The sequence below is a fragment of the Streptomyces amakusaensis genome (assembly GCF_039532665.1).
Taxonomy (GTDB): domain Bacteria; phylum Actinomycetota; class Actinomycetes; order Streptomycetales; family Streptomycetaceae; genus Streptomyces; species Streptomyces amakusaensis.
Genome location: NZ_BAAASB010000009.1, coordinates 352,524 through 367,002, shown reverse-complemented (window position 1 = coordinate 367,002; position 14,479 = coordinate 352,524). Strand labels below are relative to the sequence as shown.

The following is a 14,479-nucleotide window of genomic DNA, read 5'->3' as shown; positions in this document are numbered from 1 at the left end:
CCTAAGTTCACCCCCTTCGGAAGCGAGTCAGTACCGTGGAAACCAGGAATCTGCCGGACATCGAGGTCGTCTACCACGACATAGCGGTCCGTACGCTGGAGGTCCTGCGCGTCACCCGGCCCACCCCCCGGATGGTCCGGGTGACCCTGGGCGGGCCCGAGCTGGCGGGGTTCGTCGACCGCTCCCCCGCCGATCATGTGAAGTGCTTCTTCCCCGAGCCGGGCGCCGAACTCCCCGTGCTGCCGCGGGTCGCGGACGACGGCGACGGCCTGGAGTTCCCGACCGAGCCCCCCTTCCCGGTCTCGCGGGACTACACCACCCGCCGCTACGACGCCGAGGCCGGCGAACTGGACCTGGACTTCGTGCTGCACGGCAAGGGCGTGGCCTCCGTCTGGGCCGAGCAGGCCGCGCCGGGCCAGAAGATCGGGGTGGCCGGGCCGCGCGGCTCCATCATGGTGCCGTGGGTGTTCGACTGGTACCTCTTCGCGGGCGACGAGACCGCGATCCCCGCCATCTGCCGGATGCTGGAGGAGCTGCCGGAGGGCGTGCCCGCGAAGGTGTTCCTGCTGGTGGACGACGCGGCCGAGGAGCACCCGATCGACACCCGGGCCGACGCCGAGATCGTCTGGCTGCACCGCGACGGACTCGCGCACGGCGAGGGCGACCTGATGGAGAAGGCCGTCAAGGGGGTCGAGTTCCTCCCCGGCGACCCGTTCATCTGGATCGCGGGCGAGGCGGGCGAGCTGAAGCCCATCCGCCGCCACCTCCACAAGGACCTCGGTCTCAACCGTGAGTACACGGATGTGGACGGGTTCTGGAAGCGCGGAATCGTCAACCTCGACCACCACGAGCCCGAGGACGAGGACGACTGATCCACATCGGCCACGGTTTCCGCCCCCGGAAGCCGTGGCCGAACTCATCCGCCAATCCCGGCGATTCATCCGGTATCCTGCGCTTTGTCGTCATTTCGAATGTCAATGGGTTCTGAGAAAGTGACAACATTCCATTCGATCATGATTATCCGCTCGGCTCGCGGAACAGTCCGTAAGCAGTACGGCGGACTCGGACAGGGGGCGCAGTGGAGCACAGTCTGCTCGAACGGGATGCGGAACTCACGGCGGTCGCGCAGGCGGGCGCGTCGGCCCTGGCCGGTCACGGACGGTGGCTGCTGCTGCGGGGCACCACCGGGATGGGCCTCACCTCCTGTGTGGCGGAGGCGGTACGGCGCGCCCGGGCGAACGGCATGCGGGTCAGCCATGCCCGCGGCTGCCCCCAGGAGACGGACTTCCCCTTCGGCGTACTGCGACAGCTCTTCCCGGAGGCCGCCACCCTGCCCTTCGCCAGCCCGGTGTTCGCCGAGGAACGGCAGCGGATCTTCCACGGTCTGACGGACGAACTGGCCGCCCAGGGGCCCGCGCTGCTCGTCGTGGAGGCCGCTCAGCACGCCGACGACACCTCCTTCCGCTGGCTGCGCTATCTCACCCGCCGAATCGGCCGGCTCCCCGTGCTGCTGCTGCTCTCCGGCTCGCCGTCCCTGGACATCGACGGCCTGCCCGGGGCCACCGGGCAGGAGATGTCGCTCGCGCCGCTCAGCGACACGGCGGTGGCGCAGCTCGCCGCCGCCCACGGGCACGGCCCGGAGACGGCCCGGCTGTGCGCCCGCGCGAGCGCCGGAAGCCCGAAGCTGCTGCACGCCCTCCTCGCCGATCTGCCGCCGGGACCGGCCCCCCGGAGCCTGGACGAACTGGCGGGCACCCGCTACCGCGACGCCATGACCCGCTGGCTGAACGCCGGTTCTTTACCCGGTCGCCGCGACACCGCGCTCGCCCTGGCGCTGCTGCTCGCCCCCGGCTCGGTGTCCCACCCGGACACCGCCCTCCTCGCGGGCATGACCGGCCTGGCCCCGGGCCGCCAGGCCGAAGTGCTGCGCAACGGCCCCTCGCTGGAGCGGCTGCTCACCGTGCCGCTGGCCCGGGAGGCGGTACTGGCGGGCGCGGCCGACGCCGAACTGGGCCCGCTGCGGCTGCGCGCCGCCCGCCAGCTCTACGAACGCGGCGCGAGCGCCACCGCGGTCGCGGCCCAGCTCGCCCAACTGCCGAAGATCGGCGAGGAGTGGATGCCGCTCGCCCTGGAGCAGGCGGCCGGCCAGGCGCTGCGCGAGGGCAGCACGGACCGGGCGGTGCAGCTGCTGCGCCGGGCCATCGGCGGGCCGCTCAGCGCCGATCACCGGACCACGCTGGCCTGCCGGCTCGGCTCGCTGGAGCTGTTCCGCTCCGCCGAGGCGGGCACCCGCAGGATCCGGCGCGAACTCCAGCACGCCGACGGGCCCGACCGGCTCACCGTGGCCTCGGCGCTCTCCGGCGCGCTCGTCGCCTGCGGACATATCGATCCGGCGCTGCGGGTGCTCCGGGAGGTGAGCGAGCGCTCGCAGGACTCACGGCTGATCCAGACCACCAAGATCGTCGCCGCCGGTATCGCCATCCACGATCCCCAGCAGTGGCGTTACGCGGTCGAGGAGCTGCGCACCCTGGCCGACGAGACGCCCGCCGCGCTCGAACCGCTGGTCTGCGGGCTGCTCACCGCGTACGACGCCGGGGCGGGGAATCTCTCCGCCCACCGGGCCGTCGCCCGGGTCACGGCCCGGCTGTCCGGCCCGGTCGATCCGCTGCTGAGATCGGGGTGGCTCGGCTCGGCGGCCTCGCTGCTCCAGTGGGCGGACCGGCTGGACGAGGCCCGCGCGCTCACCGTGCGCGGTCTGCCGGAGGCGCCGGAACTCCCCGATCTCACCGATGTGGGGCATCAGTTCCTGGTCGGCGCGCGGGCCACCGCGAGTCTGTGGGCCGGCCGCTTCCAGCAGGTCATCGACGAGTACGAACCGGTGCTGCACGCCTCGCTCGACCGGGGGGTGCAGTTCCCGCATCTGCTCGCCACCCTCTCGCTGGCCCATTTCGAGCTGGGCCGGCCGGACACCGCGTGGCAGCTGCTGGCGCGGGCCGGTTCGGAGTCCTCCAACGACGGCTGGCCCTGGGACGATCTGCTCTGCACCAGGGCCCGGCTGTACGCGGGCGAGTCCCGCTGGGAGGAGGCCCTCGACGACTACCGGGCCTGCGGCGCGCGGATGCTGCACCGCAACTTCCACAGCCCGGTCGCCCAGCCCTGGCGCTCGGGCGCGGCACACGCCCTGATCGCCCTGGGGCGGCCCGCCGAGGCGGTGGCCCTCGCCGACGAGGAGCTGCGGTACGCGCGCTCCTGGGGCACGCCCCGGGTGGTGGGCCGGGCCCTGCACGCCCGGGCCAGGGCGGTGGGCGGCCGGCGCGGCCTGGAGGCCCTCGGGGAGGCGGTGGCGCTGCTGCGGGTCTCCCCCGCCGTCGTGGAGCTGACCGAGGCCCTGCTCGACCTGGGCCGGGCGCAGATCGAGCAGGGCAGGGCCCGCAAGGGCCGGGAGACGCTCCGCGAGGCGTACCGCACGGCCCAGCGGCCGTCGGCCGAACATCCCCCGCTGCCGAGGCTGGTGCGCGCCGCCGAGGAGGCGCTCGCCCTGGTCGACGCCCGCGCGGTGCGCCGCACCCCGAACGGGGTGGGCTCGCTGACCGACGCGGAGCGCCGCATCGTGGACCTCGCGGCGCGCGGGCTGACCAACGCCCAGATAGGGGACTCGCTGCATCTCGCCCGCCGTACCGTGGAGACCCATCTGACCCACGCCTACCGCAAACTCGGCGTCAGCCGCCGGGCCCAGCTCACCTCACGGCTGCTCACCAGCAATTGAGGGGCTTCGGGCACTCTCTAGCGGCGGCCCGCCCGCCATTCGTGGGTGAGCAGCCACATCAGATAGAGACCGCCGATGGCGGCCGTCATGATGCCGACGGGGAGCTGGATGGGGGCCATGACCCGCTGGGCCGCGAAGTCGCCGGCGATCAGCAGCAGCGCGCCCATCAGCGCGGCGGGTACGAGGGTCACTCCGGCGCTGCGGGTGAGCCTGCGGGCGAGCTGGGGTGCGGCCAGGGCGACGAAGGCGATCGGGCCGGCGGCGGCCGTGGCGGTGGCGCAGAGCAGTACGGCCAGGACGACCAGGGCCAGCCGGGAGCGCTCCACCGGCACCCCGAGGGACTTGGCGGAGGCGTCCCCGGCCTCCATCATCCGCAGGTGCGGGCCGAGCAGCAGCACGGCGGGGACGAGGACGGCGACGGCGATGAGCGCGGGGGCGAGCTGGTCCCAGCCCCGGCCGTTGAGCGAGCCGGTGAGCCAGACGGCGGCGGCCTGCGCCTCGTCCAGCGAGGCCTTGATCATCAGATAGGAGTTCACCGAGCTGAGCAGCGCGCCCGCCGCGATGCCGACGAGGATCAGGCGGTAGCCCTGGACACCCCGTTTGTACGAGAGGGCGTAGACCGCCAGCGCGGTGCCGAGGCCGCCGAGTACGGCGCTGACGGCGACGGCGAACGGGCCGCCGCCGAAGATCAGGAGCTGGAGGAGCGCGCCGGTGGCCGCGCCCGTCTCGAAGCCGATGATGTCGGGGCTGCCGAGGGGGTTGCGGGCGAGGCTCTGGAAGACCGCGCCGCTCATTCCGAGGGCCGCGCCGACGACGATGCCGACGAGCAGGCGGGGCAGCCGCAGGGTGTTGACGACATAGTCGGTGGCGGTGGTGCCCGCACCGGTGAGGGCGCGTACGACATCGGGCGGCGAGACGGTGAAGTCTCCGGTGCCCAGCGCCAGCACGGAGACCGTGAGCACCGCGGCCAGCAGGGCGAATCCGGTGACCAGCGGCCGTTGGGGCAGCCGCAGCGCGATCCGGCCGCCGGCCAGCCGCAGCCGCCAGCCGGGCACGAGCCGCCGGGCCGTGAGCGGGGCCCCGGACGGGGGCGGGGCGGTGGGTCCGGGGTTCTCGACGGGTGTTTTCGTCAGGGAGTCAGTGCTCATAGCTGGGGCACCTTGCGCGTACGGACGAGGGCGACGAGGACCGGTGCGCCGATGGCGGCGGTGACGATGCCGACGGCCAGTTCGTCGGGGCGCACCACCAGACGGCCCAGGACATCGGCCCCGAGGAGCAGGACGGGTGCGAGGACGACGCAGTGGGCGAGGATCCAGCGGTGGTCGGGTCCGGTGATGAGCCGGGCCACATGGGGCACGATCAGGCCGACGAAGCCGACGGGTCCGATCGCGGCCGTGGCTGCCCCGCAGAGCAGGGTGATGGAGAGGACTCCGAGGACCCGGGTGCGCACCACCCGCGCGCCGAGGGCCTTGCCGGCCTCGTCGCCGAGGGCGAGCGCGTTGAGGGAGCCGCTCAGCGAGAGGGCGATCAGCGCGCCGGCGATCAGGAAGGGCGCGACCTGTCCGAGCACGGCCCCCTCCCGTCCGGCGAGGGTGCCGACGGCCCACATCCGCAGTTCGCCGAAGGCCTCGTCGTCGAGGAAGGTGATGGCGGTGATCCCGGCGATCAGCGAGGCGTTGACGGCGGTTCCGGCGAGGACGAGGCGGACGGGACTGGCGGCCCCCCGGCCGGAGGTGCCCAGGATGTAGACGACGACGGCGACGACCACGGCTCCGGCGAACGCGAACCAGACGTAGCCGAGGAGGGAGGTGATCCCGAAGCCGCCGATGGCGACGACGACGGCGGCGGACGCGCCGGACTCGATGCCGAGGAGCCCGGGGTCGGCGAGCGGGTTGCGGGTCAGGGCCTGCATGACCGCGCCGGAGAGGCCGAGTCCGATGCCGACGACGATGCCGAGCAGGGTCCGGGTGAGCCGGTAGTCCTGGACGATGACCGCGTTCTCGGAGCCGTCCGGGTCGAGCAGCCCTTCGACGACATCGCCGAAGGGGATGGACTTGGCTCCCAGCGAGATGCTGAGGACGATCATCAGCAGCAGCACGGCGCAGCCCACCAGGAGTCCGGTGAGCCGTATCGCCGCGCCCCTGCGTACGGCGGAGGGCCCGGCCGGGGGGCCGGGGGGCCGTGGTGCGCCGATGGTTTTCTGCGGGCCCGGGGCGTCCTGGGGACTCCGGGGCCCGGTCGCGCTGTCGCGCGAGGGGACCGTGGCCACTTCACCTTCTCCCTCTGGGTACAGGGAACCGATCACGGCCTCACCTGAAAAGAACTAAGGTAAGCCTATCTTAAGTAGATCGGGAGAAGTCCTCACGGCCTTCCGCCAGTTCGCCTCCGGAGCCCCCGGGGGGCGAGGGTGGGCCAATGGCTGAACTTAGGTTAGGCTCACCTAAGAATGAGGAGGTTTGCTCATGCCCGACCACAGAACGTCCGGCGGAGAGTTCACCGGACGTGTGGCGCTCGTCACCGGTGCCGGACAAGGCATCGGCGCGGCGGTGACACGCGCGCTCGCCGCGCTGGGCGCCACGGTCGCCGCGACCGACAGGGACGCCGAAGCCGTCTCCGGCGTCGCCTCCGCGCTGGCCGCGGAGACCGGCCGCCGTCCGGCCGCCGGACGGGTGACGGCCTATCCGCTCGATGTCACCGACGCGGACGCCGTCGAGGCCACCGTGGCCCGGGTCGAGCGCGAACTCGGCCCCGTGGACACCCTGGTGAACGTGGCGGGCGTGCTGCGCCCGGCCACCGTGCTGGAGATGACCGACCGGGACTGGGCGGACACCTTCGCCGTCAACACCACCGGCGTCTTCCATCTCTCCCGGGCCGTGGTCGCCCGGATGACCCCGCGCCGCTCCGGCTGTGTGGTCACCGTGGCGTCGAACGCCGCGGGCATCCCCCGCCCCAGGATGGCCGCCTACGCCGCCTCCAAGGCCGCGGCCGTGATGTTCACCAAGTGTCTGGGCCTGGAGAGCGCCCGTGACGGCATCCGCTGCAATGTGGTCGCCCCCGGCTCCACCGACACCCCGATGCAACGCGCGCTGTGGACCGACGAGTCGGCCCCCGCCCGCGTCATCGACGGCGACCCCTCGCCGACGGCGTACCGCACCGGCATCCCGCTCGGCCGGATCGCCGCGCCCGAGGACATCGCGGACGCCGTGGTCTTCCTCGCCTCCGACCGGGCCCGGCAGATCACCATGCACGACCTGTACGTGGACGGCGGAGCGACCCTGCGCTGACCCGCCCGGAGGGACGCCGGGGCGAGCGCCTCCCGGCCCCCCGCACCACCCGCGCCTCATCTTCGTACCGCCCCTCGCACCGCCCCGCCCCCGCACTTCGAACAGAGGAGTCACCGTGTCGACGGCTGCCCACCAAGTCGCTGCACACCGCGCGATGGACGACCCGGCGCACCCCGCCGTGGGAGCGGCCACCGCACTTCTCGACGCCTACCGCCCCGACGACCGCTTCATCGCCACCCCCACCCGCACCCTGCTGGCGCACGGAGTGCGGCGCTCCATACCCGAGGGCGACGGCCCCGTCGCCCACCGGGTCGCCGCCGCCCTCGCCGGCTCGCCCTCGTCCATGGTGATCGGGGCGATCCCCTTCGACCAGTCGGCCGCCCCGGCGCTGGTGATCCCCGAGGTCGTGCGCACCGGGCCGCCGCTCTCCGCCGACCCGCTGATCGCCCTCCCCGCCGGGAGCCCGCCCCCGGGCGGCTGGGAGATCCGGCCCGAGCCGGCCCCCGAGGAGTACGCCAAGGGCGTGGCCTCGGCCGTCGACCGCATGTGGCAGGGCGAGTTCAGCAAGGTCGTCCTGGCCCGCACCCTCGCGCTGACCGGCCGCGACCCCCTCGACATCCCCGGACTGCTGGACCGGCTCGCCCGCCGGGACCCCTCCGGCTACACCTTCGCGCTGCCGACGGCCCCCGGCCGCACCCTGCTGGGGGCCAGCCCCGAGCTGCTGGTCTCCCGCCGGGGCGACCGGCTGGTCTCCAACCCGCTCGCCGGCTCCACCCCGCGCAGCCCCGACCTCGCCGAGGACGTGCGCCGCGCCGCCGCCCTCCTCCAGTCGGCCAAGGACCTGCACGAGCACGCCGTCGTCGTGGACGCGGTGCACCAGGGCATGGCCCCCTACTGCTCGTCCATCGAGGTGCCGGCCCGCCCCACCCTGATCCGCACCGCCACCATGTGGCATCTGTCGACGACCGTCACCGGGAAGCTGGACGACCCCGGGGTCTCGGCGCTCGAAATCGCCTGCGCGCTGCACCCCACGCCCGCCGTCTGCGGCACCCCCACCGCACTGGCCCGCACCGTGATCCGTGAGACCGAACCCTTCGACCGGGGCTTCTTCACCGGCGTGGTCGGCTGGGGCGACGCGGCCGGCGACGGCGAATGGGTCGTCACCATCCGCTGCGCCGAGGCCGAGGAGCGCACCCTGCGGCTCTACGCCGGGGCCGGGGTGGTCGCCGCCTCCGAGCCCGACGCGGAGACCCGGGAGACGGCCGCGAAGTTCCGTACCTTCCTGAACGCTGTGGGAGCAGAGCTGTGAGCATCGATCCGGCCGGGGCGAGCGCCCCGGGAACCACCGCAGGCCCCGGGGAACCCCCCTCCGGGCACCGGCCCGCACCCTCCGAAGCGCCCACCTGGCCCGAGGAGTTCGCCGCCCGCTACCGGGCCGCGGGCTGGTGGCGCGGGGAGACCTTCGGGGAGATGCTGAGCGAGCGGGCCAACGCCCACCCCGACCGGATCGCCGTGGTCGACCCCACCGGCGGCCCCGACGGCGGGCGGCGCGCCTGGAGCTACGGCGAACTCGACCGGCGCGCCGACCGGATGGCCGCCGGCTTCGCCGCCCGCGGCATCGGCCGGGGCGACAAGGTCGTCGTCCAGCTGCCCAATACCGCCGAGTTCTTCGAAGTGGTCTTCGCGCTCTTCCGGCTCGGGGCGCTGCCGGTCTTCGCGCTGCCCGCGCACCGCAGGAGCGAGATCGTCTACTTCTGCTCCTTCACCGAGGCCGTCGCCTATGTGATCCCCGCCGTGCACGACGGATTCGACTACCGGGAGCTGGCCGCGACGGCCCGCGCCGAGGTCCCCGCCCTCAAGCACGTCTTCGTCTGCGGGGACGACGCCGGAGATTTTGAACGCCTCGCCGAGGTCCCCGCCGAGCCGGTCTTCCTGCCCGAACCCGCCCCGCACGAGCTGGCGTTCCTCCAGCTCTCCGGCGGCAGCACGGGCGTGCCCAAGCTCATCCCGCGCACCCACGACGACTACATCTACTCACTGCGCGGCTCCAACGAGATCTGCGCCGTGGACGAGCACAGCGTCTACCTCTGCGTACTGCCCGCCGCGCACAACTTCCCGCTCTCCTCCCCCGGTTCGCTCGGCACGCTCTACGCGGGCGGGCGCGTGGTGCTCTGCCCCAGCCCGGTCCCCGACGAGGCCTTCCGGCTGATCGAGTCCGAGGGCGTCACCATCACCGGAGTGGTCCCGCCGCTCGCGCTGGTGTGGACGGAGGCCGCGCCGCGCTCGGCGTACGACCTGAGCAGTCTCTCCGTACTGCTGGTGGGCGGGGCGAAGTTCAGCGAGGAGACGGCCCGCCGGATCCGCCCGGCGCTGGGCTGCGCGCTCCAGCAGGTCTTCGGGATGGCGGAGGGCCTGGTGAACTACACCAGGCTCGACGACCCGAACGAGACCGTCGTCACCACCCAGGGCCGTCCGATCTCCCCCGACGACGAGATCCGGGTCGTGGACGACGAGGACAACGATCTGCCGGTGGGCGAGACCGGGCATCTGCTGACCCGGGGCCCGTACACCATCCGCGGCTACTGGAAGGCCCCCGAGCACAACGCCCGCTCCTTCACCGAGGACGGCTTCTACCGCACCGGGGACATCGTCCGGCTCACCGCGACGGGCCATCTGATCGTCGAGGGCCGTGCCAAGGACCAGATCAACCGGGGCGGTGAGAAGATCGCGGCCGAGGAGGTGGAGAACCACATCCTCGCGCACCCCGCCGTCCACGACGCCAATGTGGTCGCCGAACCCGATCCCTATCTGGGCGAGCGCACCTGCGCGTACATCATCCTCCGGCCGGGCGCGGATCCGCTGCGCGCACCCGCCGTGAAGAAGTTCGTGAGGGAACGCGGACTGGCCGCCTACAAGGTGCCGGACCGGGTGGTGTTCGTCGACGTCTTCCCCAAGACGGGAGTCGGCAAGGTGTCCAAGAAGGACCTGCGCGCGACCGCGCCCGCCCCCGCCACCACCGCTTAGCTCCGAACACGCCCACCACCCGCACGGAAACGGAATTTCCATGGCTCTGCCCGCCATCGCCCCCTACTCGATGCCCCGGCCGGACGAACTGCCCGCCGGGCGGGTCGACTGGGAGGTGGACCCGGACCGCGCGGTGCTGCTTGTGCACGATCTCCAGAACTACTTCCTGTCGGCGTTCGGCGAGCACACCGAGCCGGTGACCACGCTGCTGCACCATGTCTCCCTGCTCCGCAAGGAGGCAGACCGGCTCAAAGTGCCCGTCGTCTACACCGCCCAGCCGGGCGGTCAGACGGCGGCCGAGCGCGGTCTGCAACAGGACTTCTGGGGCCCCGGACTGCCGGACGACGCGCACGCGGCGGCCATCGCGGAGGCCGTGGCACCCGGCCCCGGGGACACCGTGCTGACGAAGTGGAAGTACAGCGCGTTCATCCGGACCGATCTGCTGGAGCGGCTGCGCGAGCAGGGGCGGGACCAGCTGATCGTCACCGGTGTGTACGCGCACATCGGGGTCATGATGACGGCGTGCGACGCCTGGATGCGCGACATCCAGGCCTTCCTGGTCGCGGACGCCGTCGCGGACTTCTCGGAGCGGGAGCACAGGATGGCGCTGGAGTGGGCGGCGGGCCGCTGCGCCCGGGTGCTCACCACCGACCGGGTCTTCTGACACCGGGTCTTCCGGCACCGCCCCGTACACCGGTGCCGCGCGCCGGGGCGCGGCACCGGAACGCCCGGCCGGGTCAGCGGAAGATCGCCACGGCCTGGACCTCCAGGGTCTGGTCCGCCGCGTTCCAGTCCTGGACCTTGCCGAGGCAGCGGGCCGAGAACGCGCCCCCGGGGACCTCGTCGCGCAGGCCCTCCGTGGCGCAGACGACCCGGACGCGCGGGCCCCGGGAGGGGTCGTCCGGATCGCCGTAGGGGGCCAGCAGAACGGTGGACTCCGGCGATTCGCTGATCTTGCGGAAGCGGCCCCTGATCAGCACGAAGTCCTCGATGTCCCGCAGCCGCGCGGTCCTCGGCCCGGGCCCCGGACGGCCCTGGAGGGAGAGCGCGTTGGCCAGGGCGGCATTGCGGCGGACGGTCTGGTTCACGAGGTCGACATGGACGATGACGTCCTTGGCCTCCAGCACATCGATGATCACCCCGATGACCGAGATCGGCTCGGCGACTTCGAGATATCTGCTGACGATCTCCTTGTTGTCGCGCTTGCCTCCGCCCGCGCTCACCCCGAAGACGGTGGCCCGGACATTGCCGTCGTTGCTGTCGCTGGTCCGCTGCTCGACCTCTTTGCGCAGCGCCGCCGTGTAGTTGCGCATCTGGTAGTGGTCCATCACGGACCGGTCGTGCAGATAGAAGCAGATGCTGTACGTGAGTTTCCGGTCGCCGGCGCGGCGGCGGGCCCGCAGGAAGAGGACCGGCGTCAGCAGCAGCGTCAGCGCGCCGGCGGCGGTCAGCAGCCACAGCAGCATCCAGGGCCACCAGACGCTCCACCACTCCTCAGTCAGCACAGCCACGGATCTCCTTGAAGGCGGCGAGGACGGGCCGGCCGGCCGCGTCGGCGAGCCGGCCGCCCGTCGCCCGGGCGGCGCGGGCGAGTTCACCGGCGTCGGCCTCGCCGTAGCGGACGGTGTGGGTGCGTACCGCCCTCGCCCGTGGCGGGAGTTCCCGGTGCCGGTCGAGGAAGGTGTCCAGGCCGATGCCCGCGTTGTTCCGGCCGTCCGTCATCAGCACGATGGAGAGCCGGCGTTCCGGGTGGTCGCGCAGGATCCGGGCGGCCGTGCGGTAGGCGTGGTCGAGCCCCGACCAGATGGCGGTCCTCCCGTCGAACTCCTCGGAGGCGACCAGGGCGCGCAGCCGGGCCGGATCGCGGTCGTCCCGGTAGGTCACGGTCCGCTCGTCGAGCACCTTTCCGCCGAAGCGGAGCACGGTGACCGTCTCGCCCCGGTGGAAGCGGAGAAACCTTCCCGATCGCGAATCGTCCGCGCCGCTGAGCCCCTTGAAGGCGGCGCGCACCTGCGCGGCGCGCTCGCCGCGCATCGACCCGGAGAAGTCGAGCAGGAACAGCACCTGGGCGGGGCGCGGGCGGCGCGGATCCCCGTAGTCGGCGAGCAGCCGGTCGACCACGTGCCGCCGGTCGGGGAAGTAGAGGGCGTTGCCGATGGACCGGCGCAGGCTGGGGATGCGCTCCAGGGCGGGATCGATGGGCCGCCGCATGGTGCGTTCCATGATCCGGCGCTGTACGGGTTCGCTCTTCAGCCATTCCGCCACCCGGTCGTACGCGGCGCGTTTGGCCGGGTCGAGGAGGAGGAGCGGGTGGTCGGAGAGCATCATGCCGTCCTTGGGGTAGACGATCTCCAGGGGGGTGCGGAGCTTTCCCGTCGCGTTGAGGGCGAGCAGTTCGGACTCGTGGGTGATCAGGGCGTCCAGGGTGTCCTGGCGCTCGGTGAAGCGGGCGGCCAGCCGGGCCGGTGACTCCTCGGTGAGGGTGTGGCCGCTGAAGAAGCCGCGCAGCCGGTCGCAGGAGACGTCGTCGGGACGGAGGACGCCTCCGGTGCCCGCGGCGGCGGTCGCCACGCCGACGAGGGCGGCGAGTCCGCTGGTGGTCTGCCGGGGGTCGGCCATGGCGAAGGCGAGGGTTCCGGCGGCGGCCGCGTCGGCCATGTCGGCCCAGGAGATCTGCCGGTCGGGGCTCTCCGCGCGCAGCCGGGCGGCGGTGGCGGGCCGCATGCCGACGACGACCGGGGAGCGGGTGATGGCGGTGGCCAGGGGTGGTTCGGCCCGGTGGCCGACGGCGCGGAGTCTGAGCCGGAAGGAGCGGTCGGAGGCGAGCCAGGCGAGGTCGTAGCGGGATTTCCGGCTGGTGAGTTCGCGGTCGGTGTCGGCGGTGCCCCGGAAATCGGTCTCGACGGCGATGCCGGTCTCTTCGCGCAGTTCGTCGAGGAGGGGGCGGAGATCGGCGAGTTCGGGGGAGGCCAGCAGTCGCAGGGTGACCCGGTCGTCGGGGCCGTCGGCGGTGCAGGCGGCGGCCGGGAGCAGCAGGGCGAGGAGGAGGGCGACCAGACGGCGGGGGACCGGACGGCGGGGGGTCATCCGCTCTCCTCGCCCGTGCAGTCCCCGATGATGGAGATCATGTCCTCCAGGAGGCGGAGCCGGGGCATCGCGGTGCGGGTGTCGTTGTCCACCGAGGGGACGGGGATGCCCGTCTCCCGGAGGAATTCGGTGAGCTGGTCCCCCGCGACCTCTCCGGTGGGGTCGAGGATGCGGAATCCGAGTTCCATGGCGCGTCTGCGCAGCTCGGGGTCCTGGGTGATCAGCTGGCCGAGCCGGTCGCCGTCCTTGTTGAGCGCGATGAACTGCGGCTGGGTGACGAACTGGCTTTTCGGGTAGAGCAGTACCCGTTCGAGGTCCAGCCTCTTCGAGCGGGCGAGGTAGTGCGCCTGATAGGTGAGGTACTGGTGTTCGTAGGCCACCACCACCGGCGCGACTCCCTTGCCCTCGGGGGAGACATAGGTACGGAAGACGTCGGCGTGCGGAAGTCCCTGTTCCATGAGGGGTTTGATGCGATGGGCCCGTTCCTCCGCCTCACGCGGATTCTCCGGCACCTCGCTGCCTTTGCCCCGCCGGGTGAAGGCGACCAGGGCGAGATAAGTACTGGCCGAGTTGGCGGTGCAGACATCGGGGGTCTGCGCGAGGATTCTATTGGTATTGGTGATTCCAAAATCTTTGATTCCGATGTGGTTCCACTGGCGTTTCTTCTCGATCAGGTCGAGGAACGCGTCCATGTCGAGGGTGTAGTAGAGCGGTCTGCTCCCGCCGGAGGCCGGCTGAGGGGTGGCGATTCTCGCTTTCGCGAGCACCTCGGCGTACTCCCGGTAGGAGGCGAGCACGATGGGGCTGACGAACGGCCGGTAGATCCTGGTGAATTCGTTCTTCTCGGCGCGGTCCCGGGTGATGAGATCCCCGGCGGGCTGGCCGGAGGGAAAGACAAAGTCGTAGTCGTCGAGATCCCTGATCGCGACCTCGCGCGAACCCACGCTGGTGATGTGGATTCTGATGTGGTGCTTGAGCAGGATGCGCCGGACCTTCTCGTCCTCGAAGAAGTCCCGCTTGGAGGCCATCTTGCCCTCCAGCGTGATGACGCGCTCGAAGGGCAGCAGCGCGTTCCCCGAGGTGCCGAGCGCGGTCGCGCCGATGAGGACGAGGGCCAGGGCCGGCAGGAAGACGGTGAGGAAGCCCCGCCGTGACCACGCGGACGCGGATCTTCGCCGCAGGGCGAGGCGCGGCTCCTCGGCGGCGGGTCTGTCTCCGGCGGTCACCGCTGTCTCCCCTCGACTCCCCCGACTTCAAGGGAGCCTTTTCCCCAACAGGCTTACGTTCAGACACTCACACGGCGGTTCTCGGTGGATGG

General features: G+C 72.3%; 11 protein-coding genes. 6 read left to right on the top strand and 5 right to left on the bottom strand.

Annotated features, from left to right (window positions below):
- Positions 1 to 35: 35 nt before the first annotated feature.
- Both ABD371_RS18880 and ABD371_RS18875 read left to right on the top strand, forming a co-directional pair.
- The gene (locus ABD371_RS18880) at positions 36 to 872 is read left to right on the top strand and encodes a siderophore-interacting protein (RefSeq protein ID WP_344478407.1); all 837 of its coding nucleotides are present in this window, start codon (positions 36 to 38) and stop codon (positions 870 to 872) included.
- 206 nt (positions 873 to 1,078) lie between these two features.
- Complete coding sequence (locus tag ABD371_RS18875; protein ID WP_344478404.1) at positions 1,079 to 3,766, top strand: helix-turn-helix transcriptional regulator; 2,688 nt, start codon at positions 1,079 to 1,081, stop codon at positions 3,764 to 3,766.
- Positions 3,767 to 3,783: 17 nt separating this feature from the next.
- Here the strand turns inward: ABD371_RS18875 and ABD371_RS18870 are convergent, their stop codons facing one another.
- Entirely contained in the window at positions 3,784 to 4,914 is a 1,131-nt protein-coding gene (locus tag ABD371_RS18870; RefSeq protein ID WP_344478401.1) for a FecCD family ABC transporter permease, read from the bottom strand.
- Complete coding sequence (locus ABD371_RS18865) at positions 4,911 to 5,960, bottom strand: FecCD family ABC transporter permease (RefSeq protein ID WP_425575811.1); 1,050 nt, start codon at positions 5,958 to 5,960, stop codon at positions 4,911 to 4,913. The genes ABD371_RS18870 and ABD371_RS18865 overlap by 4 nt, the downstream gene beginning before the upstream one ends.
- Positions 5,961 to 6,228: 268 nt before the next feature.
- On the opposite strand from ABD371_RS18865, the gene ABD371_RS18860 reads away from it, so the two are divergent.
- The 4 genes from ABD371_RS18860 to ABD371_RS18845 all read left to right on the top strand — a co-directional run bounded on the left by ABD371_RS18860 (position 6,229) and on the right by ABD371_RS18845 (position 10,738).
- Positions 6,229 to 7,050 (top strand): 2,3-dihydro-2,3-dihydroxybenzoate dehydrogenase, encoded by an 822-nt coding sequence (locus tag ABD371_RS18860; RefSeq protein ID WP_344478396.1) that lies wholly within the window; start codon positions 6,229 to 6,231, stop codon positions 7,048 to 7,050.
- Between the two features lie 154 nt (positions 7,051 to 7,204).
- Positions 7,205 to 8,359 carry an isochorismate synthase gene (locus ABD371_RS18855; protein ID WP_381733974.1) on the top strand — a complete coding sequence of 385 codons (1,155 nt, stop codon included), beginning with the start codon at positions 7,205 to 7,207 and terminating at the stop codon, positions 8,357 to 8,359.
- On the top strand, positions 8,356 to 10,074 hold the full coding sequence (locus ABD371_RS18850) for a (2,3-dihydroxybenzoyl)adenylate synthase (RefSeq protein ID WP_344478391.1): 1,719 nt from the start codon (positions 8,356 to 8,358) through the stop codon (positions 10,072 to 10,074). The genes ABD371_RS18855 and ABD371_RS18850 overlap by 4 nt, the downstream gene beginning before the upstream one ends.
- A 40-nt stretch (positions 10,075 to 10,114) precedes the next feature.
- A complete protein-coding gene (locus ABD371_RS18845; protein ID WP_344478388.1) occupies positions 10,115 to 10,738 on the top strand; it encodes an isochorismatase family protein in 624 nt (207 codons plus the stop codon).
- Positions 10,739 to 10,811: 73 nt separating this feature from the next.
- Here ABD371_RS18845 and ABD371_RS18840 read toward each other — a convergent pair whose 3' ends face one another.
- The 3 genes from ABD371_RS18840 to ABD371_RS18830 are packed head-to-tail and all read right to left on the bottom strand — an operon-like array spanning position 10,812 to position 14,387.
- A complete protein-coding gene (locus ABD371_RS18840) occupies positions 10,812 to 11,585 on the bottom strand; it encodes a hypothetical protein (protein ID WP_344478386.1) in 774 nt (257 codons plus the stop codon).
- Positions 11,569 to 13,161 (bottom strand): substrate-binding domain-containing protein, encoded by a 1,593-nt coding sequence (locus ABD371_RS18835; protein WP_344478383.1) that lies wholly within the window; start codon positions 13,159 to 13,161, stop codon positions 11,569 to 11,571. Before ABD371_RS18835 ends, ABD371_RS18840 begins: the two co-directional genes overlap by 17 nt.
- Positions 13,158 to 14,387 carry a hypothetical protein gene (locus tag ABD371_RS18830; protein WP_344478381.1) on the bottom strand — a complete coding sequence of 410 codons (1,230 nt, stop codon included), beginning with the start codon at positions 14,385 to 14,387 and terminating at the stop codon, positions 13,158 to 13,160. The genes ABD371_RS18835 and ABD371_RS18830 overlap by 4 nt, the downstream gene beginning before the upstream one ends.
- Between the last annotated feature and the right edge of the window lie 92 nt (positions 14,388 to 14,479).

Excerpts from the sequence above, each read along its gene's own strand:
- ABD371_RS18835 (WP_344478383.1), bottom strand. The coding sequence starts at position 13,161 with ATGACCCCCCGCCGTCCGGTCCCCCGCCGTCTGGTCGCCCTCCTCCTC.
- ABD371_RS18855 (WP_381733974.1), top strand. The coding sequence starts at position 7,205 with ATGGACGACCCGGCGCACCCCGCCGTGGGAGCGGCCACCGCACTTCTC.
- ABD371_RS18870 (WP_344478401.1), bottom strand. The coding sequence starts at position 4,914 with ATGAGCACTGACTCCCTGACGAAAACACCCGTCGAGAACCCCGGACCC.
- ABD371_RS18860 (WP_344478396.1), top strand. The coding sequence starts at position 6,229 with ATGCCCGACCACAGAACGTCCGGCGGAGAGTTCACCGGACGTGTGGCG.
- ABD371_RS18845 (WP_344478388.1), top strand. The coding sequence starts at position 10,115 with ATGGCTCTGCCCGCCATCGCCCCCTACTCGATGCCCCGGCCGGACGAA.